The sequence below is a fragment of the Pseudomonas sp. USHLN015 genome (genome assembly GCF_037153275.1).
Classification (GTDB): Bacteria; Pseudomonadota; Gammaproteobacteria; order Pseudomonadales; family Pseudomonadaceae; genus Metapseudomonas; species Metapseudomonas tohonis.
On the sequence record NZ_JBBCKP010000008.1, the window covers coordinates 82,098 to 99,573 of the forward strand.

Genomic DNA, 17,476 nt, shown 5'->3' on the forward strand with positions numbered 1-17,476 from the left:
ATGGGGATGGCATTATTCTGCGGAGCTGCAGCCGATCTTTGAATGCAGTAACTATGGTAATTATCTGGCTTTGCCTGAATTGATTAGGTGTATGTCGATAGGGGCCTTAAAAATGGAGCTCGATGCCAAATCCTGGAAAATCCTCCAGGCCATTCAGGACGAAGGGCGTATTTCGCTCACCGAACTGGCCAGCCGGGTGGCGCTTTCGCTGCCGGCGACATCGGAGCGCCTCAAGCGCCTCGAAGAGTCCGGGGTGATCGAGGGCTATCGCGCCTGCGTGTCCGCCGAGCATGCCGGCTACGAGGTGATGGCGTTGATCGGCATGACCACGCCCCAGCCGGACAAGGCGCGCCTGGTGGCGCTGCTGCAACAGATGCCGGAGGTGCTGGAATGCCTGCATGTGACGGGGCAGGACTCGTTCATCCTGCGGGTGGTGACGCGCAACATCCGCCACCTGGAACGCTTCGTCGGCAGCATCAACCACTTCGGCGAGACGCGGACGTCCATCGTGATGTCGGCGCCGATTCCGCTGCGCCCTCTGCAGCCACCGGCTACGGCGTCGGAGTGACGGCTGGAAAAGCGGAAGGGTAGAAGCACTGAAGGCGCCTCAAGGGCGCCTTCAGCATTTACGGGCTGGGTACATCGCTCAGACCTCGCACGGGATTCCTGGGTCGGATTGCAACCTGTGCAGCGGCCTGTCAGGAGAAGCGGAAGCCCGGGGTGCGGTCGGAGCCGTCTTCGGCGACACGGAAGCCCGGGGTGCGGTCGGAGCCGTCTTCGGCAACTCGGAAGCCGGGAGTGCGGTCGGAACCATCTTCGGCAACGCGGAAGCCGGGAGTGCGGTCGGAGCCGTCTTCGGCGACACGGAAGCCGGGAGTGCGGTCGGAACCGTCTTCGGCAACGCGGAAGCCCGGGGTGCGGTCGGAGCCGTCTTCGGCAACGCGGAAGCCGGGAGTGCGGTCGGAACCGTCTTCGGCAACGCGGAAGCCGGGAGTGCGGTCGGAACCGTCTTCGGCGACACGGAAGCCGGGAGTGCGGTCGGAGCCGTCTTCGGCGACACGGAAGCCGGGAGTGCGGTCGGAACCGTCTTCGGCAACGCGGAAGCCCGGGGTGCGCTCGGAGCCATCTTCAGCCAGGCGATTGATGGTGCGTTCGGCGCCACTGGCGACGGTCTGCTGGGTCTGCGCGGCGCCTTGGGGCAGGGCGAACGCGGTAGCGGACAGGGAAGCGATGAACAGGCTGGCAAGGATTTGCTTTTTCATTTTGGGTGCCTCGTGATTTCAAGTGGGGTTGAAAGTGAACACGGGGCCAATGTTACGGATGAAAAATCGATAAAGAAGTGGATATCGGTAATGGTCTACATCGATCCCGTCGATAGTTGAATTGGCATGCTTTTAAATCAATGGTTTACGCCATGAAATGGGGTGTTTTAAGGCCGTTGAAACCTTACGTAAAAGACTTTTTCGCCAAATGATAACAATCTATTAATTCGATTGATTTGGTTGATCACGGCACTTTCCGGGCGTCGCGCCGGTTGGGCTGTTCAGGGAAGCGAACAGCTGAGTCCAGGGGCGCAACGCGGTGCAAAGGAGCGGGGAGTCACGCTAGGCTATGGCCCTTTCCCACCATCGGATGGCGACATGTCCAGCGAGATCGAAACCCCCTTCAGCAACGAGCCCCTTTCCGCCGTCGAGGTCCGCCTGCTCGGCAGCCTGATCGAGAAGCAGGCCACCACGCCGGAGTCCTACCCGCTGACCCTCAACGCGCTGGTCCTGGCCAGCAACCAGAAGACCAGCCGCGAGCCGGTGATGAACCTGACTGCAGGCCAGGTGGGGCAGGGCATGCGGGTGCTCGAGGGGCGCGGGCTCGCGCGCCTGGTGATGGGCAGCCGGGCCGACCGCTGGGAGCAGCGCGCGGAGAAGACCCTGGAGCTGGTGCACGGCCAGTTGATCCTGCTCGGCCTGTTGCTGCTGCGCGGCCCGCAGACCCTCAACGAGCTGCTGACCCGCAGCGGCCGCATGCATGAGTTCGACGACGTCGAGCAGGTGCAGCACAACCTCGAACGCCTCGCCGCGCGTGGCCTCGTCACCCTGATCCCGCGCCAGTCGGGCCAGCGCGAGGATCGCTACATGCACCTGCTGGGCGAGAAGGCCGACCTCGAAGAGCTGCTGGCCGCGCGGCAGAGTGCCCCGGAGCGCAGCGAGAGCCGTGCCGCCAGCGACTCGCGCATCGAGCAGCTGGAGGCCCGTGTCGCCGAACTCGAAGAGCGCCTGGCGCGCCTCGAAGCCCGCTGATTACCCTTCTGCGCAACTCTTTGTCGCCTGGCGCGTTTCGCCGTCCCGGGCGACCTGCCATCCTTTCGCGCAACCCTGATACCCACGCCTGAGGTAGCCATGAAAATCAGCTCGGACTTCGATAGCGGCAATATCGAGGTGAAGGACGCCAGCAATCCGCAGCACCTGTTGCTGGCGATGCGCCCGGACCTCAAGAGCCACCACTTCCAGTGGTTCCATTTCAAGGTCGAGGGCATGACCCCCGGCCAACGCCACGACTTCAGCCTGGTGAACGCCGGCCAGTCGGCCTACGCCCACGCCTGGACCGGCTACAACGCCGCCGCGTCCTATGACCACGTCAACTGGTTCCGCGTACCCAGCCACTTCGACGAGAAAGGCCTGCACTTCGGCCTGCAACCGCGCGAGGGGCAGATCTGGTTCGCCTACTTCGAGCCCTACAGCCGCGAACGCCACGACCGCCTGATCGCCGACGCCCTGGCCAACGCCGGCGCCGAGCTGTTCGCCACCGGCAAGAGCATCGAGGGCCGCGACATCCAGCTGCTGCGGGTCAGCCGCAACCCGGCGGCCCAGCGCAAGATCTGGATCATCGCCCAGCAACACCCCGGCGAGCACATGGCCGAGTGGTACATGGAGGGCGTGATCGAGCGCCTGAAGAACAAGGACGACGCCGAGCTGAACGCGCTGCTGGCCAAGGCCGACCTCTACCTGGTGCCGAACATGAACCCCGATGGCGCCTTCCGTGGCCACCTGCGTACCAACGCCGCCGGCAAGGACCTCAACCGCGCCTGGCAATCGGCCAGCGAGGCCGAGAGCCCCGAGGTGTTCTTCGTCCAGCAGCAGATGCGCAAGGTCGGCGTGGACCTGTTCCTCGACATCCACGGCGACGAGGAGATCCCCCACGTGTTCACCGCCGGCTGCGAAGGCAACCCGGGCTACACCCCGCGTCTGGAACGCCTCGAAGAGGAATTCCGCCGTCGCCTGGTGGAGATGGGCGCCGACTTCCAGACCCGCTACGGCTATGCGAAGGACGAGCCCGGCAAGGCCAACACCACCCTGGCCTGCAACGCCGTCGGCATGGAGTTCGACTGCCTGTCGTTCACCATCGAGATGCCGTTCAAGGACCACGACGACAACCCCAACCCGGAAACGGGCTGGGACGGCAAGCGCTCCATGAAGCTCGGCCAGGACGTGCTCAGCGTCGCCGCCGCGATGGTCGACACGCTGCGCTGACAGCCGCCGCGCCCCTGCTAAAACGCCGCCTCCCCGTTGCCGGGGAGGCGGCGTTTTTCGTTGTGCGGCCCTCCGATCGCGAGTGCTGCTGGGGCGGCTCGCTCTTCAGTGGGCCCCCGCGTTCGCGGGGGTGACGGTGAGGGCGTGGGCGGCCAGGCAAACCCGTCATCCTCGCGAACGCGGGGATCCATTAGAGCTGGAGCAACCTGCGACCACTCTCGCCGTCAGGCGCGGGCGGGCGCCGCCGCACCGTGGAGGAAGATCTGCTCGAGGATCGCCGCCGAGCCGGATCGGGCCATGCGGCCGCGGCGTTCGGCGTCGACGATGCCGAAGATCAGCGAGAGGAACAGCTCCGAGAGCACCGCCGCGCTGATGTCGATGCGGAACACCCCCTCCTGCTGGCCGCGCAGGAAGAACTTGTCCAGGGCGACGCAGTAGCTCTGCCAGCGGTCGTCCTCGGCCTTCGGATCGAGGGTGTCGGGGTTGTACTGGAACATCAGGAACACCAGCAGCTCGCGGTGCATCAGGTGTTCGCCGATCAGCCTGCGCAGCGCGTCCAGCGGCTCGGCGTGCTGCAGGTCGCCGGCGGAGAGTATCTGGCCGATCACCGTCTCGCCGTGGGTGATGAGCATCTCCACCAGGTTGTCCCGGGTGCCGCAGAAGCGGTGCAGCGTGGCCTTGCTCACGCCGGCCGCTTCCGCCAGCTCCTTCAGCGTGGCGCGCGGACGCTCGACGAAGGCGACGGCCAGCGCCTTGATGAGTCGTTCGTCTTGGGCTGTCAGCGACATGGAAGGGTCCCGTCTTGAATTTCGGATTGGGCGCATTGTGCAGAAAAACCCTCAGTCTTCAACGGTGAAAGACATGATTAATAACAAAAGATTCAAATGAGACAATGTTGACTCATTTAGATCAATGAAAGATCATTCGCGCCTTTCCAGTCTAGGGTCCGGGTGAAACATGGGCAGATTGCGTGCAGTAGGAATCGTCTCGGTATGGGTTGCAGCCATGGTGCTGGCCGGTTGCGGGGCATCGGGCGAGCCGGAGGCGGTTGCCGAGGTGGCCAGGCCGGTGGACGTCGTGGCGGTGGTGGCCGAGCCGCTGGTCCTGACCAGCGAGCTGCCGGGGCGCATCGAGCCCATGCGTGTGGCCGAGGTGCGTGCCCGGGTGGCGGGCATCGTGGTGCACAAGCGCTTCGAGGAGGGTGCGGACGTCAAGGCCGGCGACCTGCTGTTCCAGATCGACCCGGCACCGCTCAAGGCGGCGGTTTCCCGCGCCGAGGGCGAGCTGGCGCGGGCCGAGGCGACCCTCTTCGAGGCCCAGGCGCGGGTCAAGCGCTACGAGCCCCTGGCCAGGATCGAGGCGGTCAGCCAGCAGGACTTTGACACCGCCACCGCCGACCTGCGCAGCGCCAAGGCGGCGGTGCGTACGGCCCAGGCGGACCTGGAGACCGCGCGCCTGAACCTGGGCTACGCCTCGGTCAAGGCGCCCATCTCCGGTCGCATCGGCCGCGCGCTGGTCACCGAAGGCGCTCTGGTGGGGCAGGGCGAGACCACGCTCATGGCGCGCATCCAGCAGCTCGACCCCATCTACGCCGACTTCACCCAGCCGGTGGCCGACGCCCTGCGCCTGCGTGAAGCGCTCAAGGGCGGCACGCTCTCCGCCGACGACAGCCAGGCGCTGCGCATCCACGTCGACGGCACCGACTACGCACGCCAGGGCGAGTTGCTGTTCACCGACGTCTCGGTGGACCCGGGCACCGGCCAGGTGTCCCTGCGTGGCAAGTTCGCCAACCCCGACGGCGTGCTGCTGCCCGGCATGTACGTCCGGGTGAGCGCGCCCCAGGGCAGCGATGCCAACGCCATCCTGGTGCCCCAGCGTGCCGTGCAGCGTGCGGCCGATGGCAGCGCCCTGGTACTGGTGATCGGCGCTGACGAGCGCGTCGAGGCCCGTCCCGTGCACACCGGTGCCATGCAGGGCGCGCGCTGGCAGATCAGCCAGGGCCTGGCCAGCGGCGACCGCGTGATCGTCGGCGGCCTCACCGGCCTGCAGCCGGGCGCCAAGGTCGAAGCGCGTCCCACCCAGGAGCAACAGGCAGCCCGCCAGTAAGGCCGGTATCGCCGCGAGGAAACGTCCATGTCTCTGTTCTTCATCAAGCGCCCCAACTTCGCCTGGGTGGTGGCGCTGTTCATCTCCCTGGCCGGCCTGCTGGTCATCCCGATGCTGCCGGTGGCCCAGTACCCCGACGTCGCGCCGCCGCAGATCACCATCACCGCCACCTACCCGGGCGCCTCGGCGCAGGTGCTGGTGGACTCGGTCACCAGCGTGATCGAGGAGGAGCTCAACGGCGCCAAGGGCCTGCTGTATTTCGAGTCCACCAGCAACTCCAACGGCACTGGCGAGGTGGTGGTCACCTTCCAGCCCGGCGTCAACCCGGAGCTGGCCCAGGTGGACGTGCAGAACCGCCTGAAGAAGGCCGAGTCGCGCCTGCCCCAGGCCGTACTCACCCAGGGGGTGGAGGTCGAGCAGACCAGCGCCGGCTTCCTGCTCATCTACGCCCTCAACTACAAGGAAGGTGCCCAGCGCAGCGACACCACGTTCCTGGGCGACTACGCCGCGCGCAACATCAACAACGAGCTGCGCCGGGTGGCCGGCGTCGGCAAGCTGCAGTTCTTCTCCTCGGAAGCGGCGATGCGCGTCTGGATCGACCCGCAGAAGCTGGTGGGCTACGGCCTGTCCATCGACGACGTGGGCGCCGCCATCCGTGGGCAGAACGTGCAGGTGCCGGCCGGTGCCTTCGGCAGCTCGCCGGGCAGCACCCAGCAGGAGCTGACCGCCACCCTCGCGGTGAAGGGCACCCTGGACGACCCGCAGGAGTTCGGCCGCATCGTGCTGCGCGCCAACCCCGATGGTTCCTCGGTGAAGCTGGCGGACGTGGCCCGCCTGGAAGTGGGCAGCGAGAGCTACAACTTCTCCTCGCGCCTCAACGGCAAGCCCTCGGTGGCCGGTGCCATCCAGCTGTCCCCGGGCGCCAACGCCATCCAGACCGCCGGGGCGATCAAGCAGCGCCTGGCCGAGCTGTCGGTGAACTTCCCCGACGACGTCGAATACTCGGTGCCCTACGACACCTCGCGCTTCGTCGACGTGGCCATCGAGAAGGTCATCCACACCCTGCTCGAAGCCATGGTGCTGGTGTTCCTGGTGATGTTCCTGTTCCTGCAGAACGTGCGTTACACCCTGATCCCCGCCATCGTGGTGCCGGTGTGCCTGGCGGGCACGCTGAGCGTCATGTACCTGCTGGGCTTCTCGGTGAACATGATGACCATGTTCGGCATGGTGCTGGCCATCGGCATCCTGGTGGACGACGCCATAGTCGTGGTCGAGAACGTCGAGCGGATCATGGCCGAGGAGGGCCTGTCGCCGCGCGCCGCCACGGTCAAGGCGATGGGCCAGGTGTCCGGCGCCATCGTCGGCATCACCCTGGTGCTCTCGGCGGTGTTCCTGCCGCTGGCCTTCATGGCCGGCTCCGTGGGCGTCATCTACCAGCAGTTCTCCCTGTCGCTGGCGGTGTCGATCCTGTTCTCCGGCTTCCTCGCCCTGACCTTCACCCCGGCCCTGTGCGCCACGCTGCTCAGGCCGATCCCCAAGGGGCACCACGAGAAGCGCGGCTTCTTCGGCGCCTTCAACCGCGGCTTCACCGGCCTCACCCAGGGCTACACCCGCCTCAACGACGGCCTGGTCAAGCGCGCCGGGCGCTTCATGCTGGTGTACGCCGGCCTGGTGGCGCTGCTCGGCTACTTCTACCTGCGCCTGCCGGAATCCTTCGTCCCGGTCGAAGACCAGGGCTACATGATCGTCGACGTGCAACTGCCGCCGGGCGCCACCCGTGCGCGCACCGATGTCACCGGCCAGCAGCTGGAGCAGTACCTGGGCTCCCGCGAGGCCGTGGCCAACACCTTCCTGGTCATGGGCTTCAGCTTCTCCGGCATGGGCGAGAACGCCGCGCTGGCGTTCCCCACCCTGAAGGACTGGTCCGAGCGCAGCGACGAGCAATCGGCCGAGGTCGAAGCGATGCTGGCCAACCAGAACCTCGCCGGCGTCAGCGACGGCGCGATCATGGCAGTGACCCCGCCGCCCATCGACGGCCTGGGCAACTCCGGCGGCTTCGCCCTGCGCCTGCAGGACCGTGGCGGCCTCGGCCGCGAAGCGCTGCTGGCAGCCCGTGACCAGCTGCTGGGCCAGGTCAACGGCAACCCGAAGTTCCTCTACGCGATGATGGAAGGCCTGGCCGAGGCGCCGCAGCTGCGCCTGGAGATCGACCGCGAGAAGGCCCGCACCCTGGGCGTCAGCTTCGAGACCATCGGCAGCGCGCTGTCCACGGCGTTCGGCTCCTCGGTGATCAACGACTTCTCCAACGCCGGTCGCCAGCAACGCGTGGTGGTACAGGCCGAGCAGGGCGAGCGGATGACCCCGGAAAGCGTGCTCAAGCTCTACGTCAGCAACGCCAGGGGCGAGCAGGTGCCGCTCTCCGCCTTCGTCACCACCCGCTGGGAAGAAGGCCCGGTGCAACTGGTGCGCTACAACGGCTACCCGACCATCCGCATCTCCGGCGACGCCGCGCCCGGCGTCAGCACCGGCGAGGCCATGGCCGAGCTCGAACACCTGGTGGGCCAGCTGCCCGCAGGCATCGGCTACGAGTGGACGGGCCTGTCGTACCAGGAGAAGGTCGCCAGCGGCCAGGCGGTGCAGCTGTTCGCCCTGGCCATCCTGGTCGTATTCCTGCTGCTGGTGGCGCTCTACGAGAGCTGGGCGATCCCGCTGTCGGTGATGCTCATCGTGCCCATCGGCGCCCTCGGCGCGGTGCTCGCGGTGACCTCGGTCGGCATGCCCAACGACGTGTACTTCAAGGTCGGCCTGATCACCATCATCGGCCTGGCGGCGAAGAACGCGATCCTCATCGTCGAGTTCGCCAAGGAGCTACGAGAGCAGGGCCACAGCCTGCGCGAGGCCGCCATCGAGGCCGCGCGCCTGCGCTTCCGCCCGATCATCATGACCTCCATGGCCTTCATCCTCGGCGTGGTGCCGCTGACCCTCGCCACCGGCGCCGGTGCGGCCAGCCAGCGCGCCCTGGGCACCGGCGTCATCGGCGGCATGCTCAGCGCCACGCTGCTGGGCGTCATCTTCGTGCCCATCTGCTTCGTCTGGGTGCTGTCCCTGCTGCGCAGCCGCCCGGCGGCCAGCCAAGAAACCACCAAGGTCCTGGAGTGATCGCCATGCACAGAAACGCCTTCAGCGCATCGGCGCTCCTGATCGCATTGACCCTGGGCGGCTGCTCCATGGCCCCCACCTACGAACGCCCCGAAGCGCCGGTGGCCGTGCAATGGACCGGCCCCGCCGCCAGGCAGGGCCAGGCCGCCAGCGAGCTGGACTGGCGCACCTTCATCGTCGACGCCGACCTGCGCCGGCTGGTGGGGGAGGCGCTGGCCAACAACCGCTCGCTGCGCCAGACCCTGCTGGACATCGAGCAGGCCCGCGCGCAATACCGCATCCAGCGCGCCGATCGTGTGCCGGGGCTTTCCGCCAGCGCCTCGGGCAGCCGCCAGCGGGTGCCGGGGGACCTCTCCGGCACCGGTGCCTCCACCGTCACCAGCAGCTACCAGGCGGGCCTGTCCCTGCCCGAGTACGAGCTGGACCTGTTCGGTCGGGTGAAGAGCCTCACCGACTCGGCCCTGGAGCAGTACCTGGCCACCGAGGAGGCGGGCCGCAGCGCGCGCATCGCCCTGGTCGCCGAAGTCACCCAGGCCTACCTGACCTACGACGGTGCCCAGCGCCGCCTGGCCCTGACCCGGCAGACCCTGGCCAGCCGCGAGGACTCCCTCGACCTCACCGCCCAGCGCCGCGCCGCCGGTGCCGCCACCGCGCTGGACCACCAGGAAGCCCTCGGGCTGGTGGAACAGTCCCGTGCCGAGCTGGAAGCCAACCAGCGCCAGAAGCAGCAGGCGCTCAACGCCCTGGTGCTGCTGGTCGGCACCCCGGATGCCGCCAAGTCGCTGCCCGAGACGCCCCGTGACGAGCCGCTGCTGATCCAGGACATCGCCCCCGGCGCCCCCTCGGCGCTGCTGGAGCGGCGCCCGGACATCCTCGCCGCCGAGCACCGGCTGAAGTCGCGCAATGCCGATATCGGGGCGGCGCGTGCGGCGTTCTTCCCGCGCATCAGCCTCACCGGCAGCTTCGGCAGTTCCAGCGCCGAGGTGTCCGGCCTGTTCGATGGCGGCTCGCGCTCCTGGAGCTTCATGCCGACCCTGACGCTGCCGATCTTCGACGCGGGCCGCAACGCCGCCAACCTGGACCTGGCCGAAGTGCGCAAGGACGCCGCCGTGGCCGCCTACGAAGGCAGCATCCAGACCGCGTTCCGCGAAGTGGCCGACGCCCTGGCCGCCACCGACACCCTGCGTCGCGAGGAAGCGGCCCGCCGCGCCCTGGCCAACACCAGCAACGAGACCCTGAAGCTGGCCAAGGCCCGCTACGAAGGCGGCGTCGACAGCCACCTGCGCTACCTCGACGCCCAGCGCAGCGCCTTCCTCAACGACTCGACGCTGATCGAGACCAGCACCCAGCGGCAGCTCGCCCTGGTCGACCTGTTCCGCGTCCTGGGTGGCGGCTGGAGCGGTGCCGACGCCGCCGTGGAGAGCCGATGAGAGCGGGCCACCCACCGGGCAACCGCTGGCTGGTCCTGCTGGTGGTGGTCCTGGCCTACCTGCCCATCGTCATCGACATGACGGTGCTGCACATCGCCGTGCCGTCGCTGACCCTGTCCCTCGGGGCCAGCGGCGAGCAGGTGCTGTGGATCATCGACATCTACCCGCTGATCATGGCCGGCCTGCTGGTGCCCATGGGCACCCTGGCGGACCGCATCGGCAGCCGCTTCATGCTGCTCGCCGGCCTGCTGATGTTCGTCGCCATGTCCTGTGCGGCCGCCTACGCACCCACGGCCGTGGCCCTGATCGCCGCCCGCGCCGGCATGGCGGTGGGCGGTGCCATGGTGCTGCCCTGCACCCTGGCGATCATCCGTCGCGCCTTCGAATCGCCCAGGGAGCGGGGCATCGCCCTGGGCCTGTGGGGCACCGTCGCCTCCGCCGGTGCGGCCCTCGGCCCGCTGGTGGGCGGCGCGCTGCTGGAGCACTACTGGTGGGGCTCGGTGTTTCTCATCAACCTGCCGTTGATGGTGCTCATCTGGCCCCTGGCCCATGTTCTGGTGCCCCGTGACGAAGGCAGCGCCGTTGGCGGCTGGAAGATCGGCCAGGCGCTGCTGCTGATCGCCGGCATCATCGCTACCGTGCATGCGCTCAAGTCCGGCCTCACGCCCGGCGGCCCGTCCTGGGCCAGCGGCGCCACCTTGCTGCTGGGCCTCGCGCTGCTGGCCGACTTCGTGCGCCGCCAGCTCACCAGTGCCGAGCCGATGCTCGACCTCGGCCTGTTCGCGCGGCCGGCCATCCGCTCCGGCCTGATCATGGCGCTGGTGGTCTCCGGCGCCCTGGCCGGCACCGAATTGACCATCGCCCAGGAGCTGCAGCTGGTACTCGGCCGCACGCCGCTGCAAGCGGGCCTGTTCCTGCTGCCGCTGATGATCGCCGCCGGCGTCGGCGGGCCGCTGGCCGGCTACCTCGTCGCCCTGGTCGGCCTGCGCCGGGTGGCGACCACCACGCTGCTGTGCTCGGCCACGGCATTGGCGGGCCTGGGGTTGAGCAACCTGAACGACGGCGTGTGGGTGGCTGGCCTGCTGGTGTTGCTGGGCCTTGCCCTGAGCACCGGCCTCACCGCATCGTCCATCGCCATCATGGGCGCCGCGCCGGCCAGCAAGGCAGGGGCCGCCGGCGCGCTGGAGGCCACCGGCTACGAGATGGGCACGGGGCTGGGCATCACCGCCTTCGGCGTTCTGCTCTCCAGCGTCTACGGTGCCGCCATCCAGCTGCCGGGCGGCTTGCCCGAGGCCCTGGGGGACCAGGCGGTGCGCTCGCTCGCGGACACCCTGGTCACCGCCGGGCACCTCGACGCCGGCCTGGCCGCGACACTGGCCCACGCCGGGCGCGAAGCCTTCGCCGCGGCCCACGGTACGGTGCTGCTGTCCGCTGCGGTGCTGCTCGCCGGCCTGGCGCTGGTGGTGTTCCTGTCGCTGGGCAGGGAGGGGCGCGAGCCCGCAGCGGCAGGGCACTGAAGGCTGCGCCGGCGCCTCGCGCCGCCTCTTGAACCCCGGCCCCGTGCCGGGGTTCCGCATTCAAGGCCTGTCACAATTTCCACTCATCCCGAAGCCGCCGGCTGCGCTATCGTTGCGCGCTTTCCATCCACGACAGGCGGGTTCCATGCCATTCGTACTGCCCCGGAGCATCGCGCGCTTCATCGACGGCGCCCCCCTGACGCGGGATTGCGTCGGTGAGTCCCCATGCGAAGTCCACGCGTTCGAGCGTGGCAACGATCGCTTCTTCCTCAAGGCGAGCGCCGCCATCTACGCGCCCACCACCTACAGCGTGATGCGCGAGGCCAGCGTCCTGCAGTGGCTAGACGGCAAGCTCCAGGTGCCCGAGGTGGTGGCCTGCGCCGCCGGCGACGGGCATGAATTCATGATCACCCGCGCGGTGCCCGGCAGGCCGCTCGCCGAGCTGATGGAAGACGAGCCCTCCGTGTACCAGGCCTTCGCCGAGGCCCTGCGCCTGCTGCAGGCGGTGCCGGTCGACGGCTGCCCGTTCGATTCCTCGGCCGCCGTGCGCCTGCACGAGCTGGAGTACCTGGTCGACCAGGGGCTGATCGCCGATGACTGGGACCCGGACACCTGGCCCGAGCTGCCGACCCCGCAGGCGCTGATCGCCCACCTGCACGCCAGCGTGCCGACCGAGGACCGGGTCTTCTCCCATGGCGACCTGTGCGACGCCAACCTGTTCATCGACGCCCGTGAACGCCTGCACTTCATCGACCTGGGGCGCGGCGGCCTGGCGGATCGCTGGCTGGACATCGCCTTCGCCCACCGCAACATCGCCGAGGAGCTGTCGCCGGCAACCGCCGACCGCTTCATCGCCCGCATGGGCATTCCGGACCAGCCGGCCAGGCGCCTGTTCTTCGAGCAGCTGGACGAGATGTTCTGAGCAGCGCCCGGCACGCTCGCCGAGCGTGCCGGCCTAGCCCATCCGCACTATTTCGCTGGCGCGTCGGGGCGGTGACAATCGCCGGTCCCTCTATCAAGGATCGATGCATGAGACTGCCGCGCCCGCTTCTTGCCCTGTCTTCCGCCTTGCTGCTCGCCTTCTCCCTCGCCGGTTGCGTGCCCGAGCCCTACACCAGCGGCTACGGCATGGACGACCCGAGCAACGGGCCAATGCTGGACAAGATCGACGCCGCGCTGAAGGCGAACATGGCCGTGGTGCTGGTGGCCGACGTGATGCCGCACAAGACGCTGAACGATGCGCTGACCATGACCCAATGGACGCCCACGGTGATCTGGCAGAACGAAAACGACCCGAACATCACCTTTGGGCGCCGCTTCAAGACCAACCAGCTGCAGCGCGACCCCAAGCCCAACAACCTGTTCACGGCCTTCGAGGTGCACATCCTGCCGCCCGGCAAGTACCTGCTCACCGGTGGCGACGACTACCAGATCCGCGGCGTGCTCGACGAGGTCGGCGCCCGCAGCGGCCCCGTCGGCTCGGGCAAAGGCCCCAATGGCACCGCGTACCTCTCCACCGAGCTGTACCGCGAGTACTACCGCGAAGAGGTGTGGAAGGACGCCACCTACGGCAGCGAAATCAAGACCCAGCAAGTCTGCACCGCCGTGCATGTGGCCAGCGGCGCCTGCGTGGCCTGGGGCGAGCAGCAGTACAGCCAGACCACCCAGGGCGCGGGGGCCGGCTACTACCAGCAGACCGACTCCCGGGACGTACCCTCGATCAAGGTCCAGGCGCGCCTGCCGGCGGACAAGGCGCTCGCCAGCTTCACCGTCCAGGGCGGGCAACTGGTGCTGGCCCCGCGCATGCACCTGAAGAGCCCCAGCTATGCCTTCCAGAAATCGAAGTGCCGGGCGACCGATGCGCAGAAGATCGAGTGCCCGCTGCAAAACCTGACCGTCTACACCTGGCCGGCGCCCATGGACTTCGCCACCTCCGTCATCTCCCCGCGCTACCTGAGCGATGCGCACCAGCAGATGCTGTCCCGCATCCAGCCCCTGCAACTCACCCCGCTGCGCCACCAGGGCAAGGAAGACCCGATCTGGGGCGTGCCGCTGTCATTGACCCGGTGAAGCTGCCCAGCGGGGGCGCGATCGCAGCGCTGCGCAGGGTGGATGGCGCTCCTTCCATCCACCCGGGGTGTGACCGGCGAGCCCGAATGGTGGACCGATGAAGCGCGGCCCACCCTACGCCCGGCGGCAGGCATCCTGCCGGACCAGGGTGAAGGTGCAGACCTCCGCATGGGAATGGCCGTCCCTTCGGAAAACACCGCCTGCTGGGCCTTTACGCTGTCGACCTCGCACGCCACCAGCACGATGTCCTCATAGGGATTGAGGATCAGCTTCGGTCACGGCTCGAATACGGGTGGTAACTTCCGCGCCCGCTATTCCGGCCCGCAAGGGCGCTGCGTTACGCTTGCCGTCCCAACGCCCAGGAAGTCCCCCCGATGTCCAGCCAGGCCGCCCGGCAGCCGACCCTCAGCGGCCAGCTCGTCGAACTCATTCCCCTCCAGGTGGAACACCGCCAGGCGCTGCTGGACGCAGCCGCCGATGGCGAGCTGTGGAACCTGAAGTTCACCGTGGTGCCGGGGCGGGAAACGGTGGACGCCTACATCGCCACCGCGTTGCAGGGCCGCGAGCAGGGCACGGTGATGCCTTTCGTGATCGTCCGCCGCGAGGATGGCCGGGTCATCGGCAGCACCCGCTTCTGGAAGCTCGACCGCCTCAACCGAAAGCTGGAGATCGGCCACACCTGGCTGAGCGAGTCGGCCCAGCGCTCCGGCGCCAACACCGAGGCCAAGTTCCTCCTGCTCAGCCACGCCTTCGAGGTGATGGACATGGTGCGCGTGCAGTTCACCACCGATGAGCTGAACGAGAAGTCCCGCGCCGCCATCCTGCGCCTCGGCGCCCAACAGGAGGGCATCGTCCGCCACGAACGGATCATGCCCGACGGGCGCAAGCGCAATTCCGTGCGCTTCAGCATCATCGACCCCGAGTGGCCCGAGGTGAGGGCGCGCCTGCTGCACCGTATGGCGCGCTGACGCCGGCTGGTCTTCACTCTCCACCCTGGCACCAACCCTCGACGCATGGAGACAACCCGATGAGCAAGGACAGCAGCAAGGTGGAAGAGGGCGCCCTCGACGCGTCCCGCCTGATCGACGCCCGCATCGCCGAGCTCGCCGACTGGCGCGGCGAAACCCTGGCCAGGGTGCGCGAGCTGATCCGCGCCGCCGATCCGGAGGTGGTCGAGGAGTGGAAGTGGCGCGGCGTGCCCGTGTGGTCCCACGCCGGCATCGTCTGCACCGGGGAGACCTACAAGAGCGCGGTGAAGCTCACCTTCGCCAAGGGCGCCGCGCTGGCCGACCCGGCCGGGCTGTTCAACGCGAGCCTGGAAGGCAACACGCGCCGCGCCATCGACATCCACCCGGGCGAGCGCATCGACGAGGCCGCATTGCAGGCGCTGTTCCTCGCCGCCGTGGCGCTCAATACCGAGCGCCCGGCCAAGCCCCGGAAGCGCGCCGGATGACCGAGCTGCCCGGCACGCGGGACTGGGTGCGGCGCAGCGACCACCCGGCGCGGATCGAGCGCATCGAGGCCTATTTCGGTGGCCACGGCTACGACCCGCACCGCCACGACACCTACGCCATCGGCCGCACCCTTTCCGGGGTGCAGAGCTTCAGCTACCAGAAGAGCCTGCGCCACAGCCTGCCCGGCGGCACCCTGGTGCTGCACCCCGACGAACTCCACGACGGCATGGCCGGCACCGAGGCCGGCTTCCACTACCGGATGGTCTACGTCGAGCCGGTGCTGATCCAGCAGGTGCTCGGCGGCAAGCCGCTGCCCTTCGTGCCCGGCGGCCTCTCCGACGACCCACGCCTGCGCCGGGCGACCGAAACCTTCATGCAGGCCATCGACCACCCGCTGCAGGCGCTGGAGGAGCAGGACGCCATCTTCGACCTGGCCCAGGCGCTGCAGGCCGTGGGCGGCAAGCGGCGAGGGCGCCGCGCCCTCGACTTCGCCTCGGCCGAGCGTGCGCGGGACTACATCCACAGCCACCTCGGCAGCAACCTCAGCCTGGAGGAACTGGAGCGCGCCAGCGGCCGCGAACGCTGGAGCCTGTCCCGCGATTTTCGCGCGCTCTACGGCACCAGCCCCTACCGCTACCTGACCCTGCGCCGCCTCGACCGTTGCCGGCGCATGCTGCTCGACGGCTTCAGCCTCGCCGACGCCGCCCTGGCCGCCGGCTTCTTCGACCAGAGCCACATGACCCGCCACTTCACCCAGTGCTACGGCCTGCCGCCGTCGCGCTGGCTGCGCATGCACGCCCGCTGAAGCTGCAGGATCGTACAAGAGCGGCGCGGCGGGGCTCGCTAGTCTGGCGGCTCATTCCCAACCCGGAGCCGCACCATGGCCCTTCAGCCCGAATACCAGAGCATCAACCTGCTGCAGAAGACCTCGCTGTTCAGCGAGCAGTGGAACCCCAAGGTCGTCGCCGAGATGAACGACTACCAGTTCAAGGTCGTGCGCATCGAAGGCGACTTCATCTGGCATGCCCACGCCGACACCGACGAAGCCTTCCTGGTGCTCGAAGGCCAGCTGCGCATCGATCTGCGCGACGGCGCCGTCCTGCTCGGCCCCGGCGAGCTCTACGTGGTGCCCAAGGGCGTCGAGCACAAACCCTATGCCGAACGTGAAGTGAAGATGATGCTCATCGAGCCCCGTGGCGTGCTCAACACCGGCGAGGAGGGCGGCGACCGCACCGCGCAGAACGACGTCTGGATCTGATCGCGCCACCCCGCGAACACGAACCACACCCCGTAGCCGTGCTTCAGCACGGGACCGGAGTCGCCGGCATCCCCAGGCTGAAGCCCGGGCTACAAGCCTGTGGCGGGATCTGATGTAGGGGCGACTTCAGTCGCCCAGCGATGCACCGCATCGCCGCAGCTCACAGCCCGGCAATCCTGTGGGAGCGAATTCATTCGCGATCGAAGCCAACCCCAGCGCTGAAGCTCAACCCCGCCACGTTGGGCTTCGTCCCTCAGCCCAACCTACGAGACCGTGCTTCAGGGGAGCAGGCACTCGAAATAGCCATCCAGTTGCGTGCTCGAAGGGCACCACTTCGCCATGTTGACCAGATAGGCCGTGGGGTTGAGCGTCTTGGCCTGGCTCAGCGCCTGCTTGGCCTCGTCGTTGTTGACGTAGATCTTCACGCTGCGGAACGAACCGGCCCGGCGAAATATCTGCGCATCCATCTTTATGCGCTCTTTGATTGTCCCGACGGTTCTCTGCGCGTTATCCAGGGAGGTGTCTCCGCCCAGGATCACGCCCCATGTATCCGCCGGGCTGGCTGCAGAGGGTGTAGCGGCCGCGCTGGAGGAAATGGCCGGAAGAGCGATGGTGGTGATCGCCGCCTTCGCTTCATCCTCCGACATGGGCACTCCCGAATACTTGTCGAGTATCTTCACGGCCCAGCCTCTTATCTTCTGGTCCGCCTCCGGGTTTGTGTTGTCGCGTGGGTCCTCGGTCAGGATGGCGACGGCCAGCTCCACGAACTTCACCTCCGCGTCCCGCTGCTTGTTCGCGGTGGCAACTACGTTGGCAAGGATGGCCAAAGTGATGGGGATGAATACTGCGGCGATGGCCTTGCTGATGTAGTCGAGTTTCTGCCAATTGCTTGTGCTGGATTCCATTCCGTCGTCCTTGGCTGTGCCGATCCGACCATCGTGTGCCGCATGCAGCGGTG

16 protein-coding genes are annotated in these 17,476 nt (G+C 67.9%); 13 read left to right on the top strand and 3 right to left on the bottom strand.

The features are described 5' to 3' along the window. The first annotated feature begins 79 nt into the window (after positions 1–79). A complete protein-coding gene (locus WFQ67_RS17230) occupies positions 80–568 on the top strand; it encodes an Lrp/AsnC family transcriptional regulator (protein ID WP_442969604.1) in 489 nt (162 codons plus the stop codon). Between the two features lie 130 nt (positions 569–698). On the opposite strand, the gene WFQ67_RS17235 is transcribed toward WFQ67_RS17230, so the two are convergent. Further along, complete coding sequence (locus WFQ67_RS17235; protein WP_337057659.1) at positions 699–1,262, bottom strand: hypothetical protein; 564 nt, start codon at positions 1,260–1,262, stop codon at positions 699–701. 378 nt (positions 1,263–1,640) lie between these two features. On the opposite strand from WFQ67_RS17235, the gene WFQ67_RS17240 reads away from it, so the two are divergent. Further along, positions 1,641–2,294: a YceH family protein gene (locus tag WFQ67_RS17240; protein ID WP_173178100.1), complete on the top strand. Its 654-nt coding sequence runs from the start codon at positions 1,641–1,643 to the stop codon at positions 2,292–2,294. Positions 2,295–2,393: 99 nt separating this feature from the next. Beyond that, on the top strand, positions 2,394–3,524 hold the full coding sequence (locus tag WFQ67_RS17245; protein ID WP_337057660.1) for a M14 family metallopeptidase: 1,131 nt from the start codon (positions 2,394–2,396) through the stop codon (positions 3,522–3,524). 224 nt (positions 3,525–3,748) lie between these two features. On the opposite strand, the gene WFQ67_RS17250 is transcribed toward WFQ67_RS17245, so the two are convergent. Continuing rightward, entirely contained in the window at positions 3,749–4,312 is a 564-nt protein-coding gene (locus WFQ67_RS17250) for a TetR/AcrR family transcriptional regulator (protein WP_213630184.1), read from the bottom strand. A gap of 169 nt (positions 4,313–4,481) precedes the next feature. Here WFQ67_RS17250 and WFQ67_RS17255 point away from each other — a divergent pair, with 169 nt between their 5' ends. From WFQ67_RS17255 to WFQ67_RS17300, 10 genes are all read left to right on the top strand, one after another. Then, positions 4,482–5,630, top strand: coding sequence for a MexC family multidrug efflux RND transporter periplasmic adaptor subunit (locus WFQ67_RS17255; RefSeq protein WP_337057661.1), 1,149 nt, complete (start codon positions 4,482–4,484; stop codon positions 5,628–5,630). Positions 5,631–5,657: 27 nt separating this feature from the next. Then, positions 5,658–8,789, top strand: a complete 3,132-nt coding sequence (locus tag WFQ67_RS17260; protein ID WP_337057662.1) for an efflux RND transporter permease subunit — start codon at positions 5,658–5,660, stop codon at positions 8,787–8,789. A 5-nt stretch (positions 8,790–8,794) separates the two neighbouring features. Beyond that, positions 8,795–10,219 (top strand): efflux transporter outer membrane subunit, encoded by a 1,425-nt coding sequence (locus WFQ67_RS17265; RefSeq protein WP_213630190.1) that lies wholly within the window; start codon positions 8,795–8,797, stop codon positions 10,217–10,219. After that, positions 10,216–11,736: an MFS transporter gene (locus WFQ67_RS17270; RefSeq protein WP_337057663.1), complete on the top strand. Its 1,521-nt coding sequence runs from the start codon at positions 10,216–10,218 to the stop codon at positions 11,734–11,736. Before WFQ67_RS17265 ends, WFQ67_RS17270 begins: the two co-directional genes overlap by 4 nt. Positions 11,737–11,881: 145 nt before the next feature. After that, positions 11,882–12,658 carry an APH(3') family aminoglycoside O-phosphotransferase gene (locus tag WFQ67_RS17275; protein ID WP_213630194.1) on the top strand — a complete coding sequence of 259 codons (777 nt, stop codon included), beginning with the start codon at positions 11,882–11,884 and terminating at the stop codon, positions 12,656–12,658. Positions 12,659–12,765: 107 nt separating this feature from the next. After that, positions 12,766–13,806, top strand: a complete 1,041-nt coding sequence (locus WFQ67_RS17280; RefSeq protein WP_337057664.1) for a hypothetical protein — start codon at positions 12,766–12,768, stop codon at positions 13,804–13,806. Positions 13,807–14,180: 374 nt separating this feature from the next. Next, positions 14,181–14,774 carry a GNAT family N-acetyltransferase gene (locus WFQ67_RS17285; RefSeq protein WP_263154287.1) on the top strand — a complete coding sequence of 198 codons (594 nt, stop codon included), beginning with the start codon at positions 14,181–14,183 and terminating at the stop codon, positions 14,772–14,774. A 59-nt stretch (positions 14,775–14,833) separates the two neighbouring features. Further along, a complete protein-coding gene (locus WFQ67_RS17290) occupies positions 14,834–15,259 on the top strand; it encodes a DUF1801 domain-containing protein (protein WP_337057665.1) in 426 nt (141 codons plus the stop codon). Beyond that, positions 15,256–16,065, top strand: coding sequence for an AraC family transcriptional regulator (locus WFQ67_RS17295; RefSeq protein WP_213630202.1), 810 nt, complete (start codon positions 15,256–15,258; stop codon positions 16,063–16,065). The genes WFQ67_RS17290 and WFQ67_RS17295 overlap by 4 nt, the downstream gene beginning before the upstream one ends. Before the next feature lie 75 nt (positions 16,066–16,140). Continuing rightward, positions 16,141–16,518, top strand: coding sequence for a cupin domain-containing protein (locus WFQ67_RS17300; protein ID WP_337057666.1), 378 nt, complete (start codon positions 16,141–16,143; stop codon positions 16,516–16,518). Between the two features lie 278 nt (positions 16,519–16,796). Here the strand turns inward: WFQ67_RS17300 and WFQ67_RS17305 are convergent, their stop codons facing one another. Continuing rightward, positions 16,797–17,423 (bottom strand): hypothetical protein, encoded by a 627-nt coding sequence (locus WFQ67_RS17305; RefSeq protein ID WP_337057667.1) that lies wholly within the window; start codon positions 17,421–17,423, stop codon positions 16,797–16,799. Between the last annotated feature and the right edge of the window lie 53 nt (positions 17,424–17,476).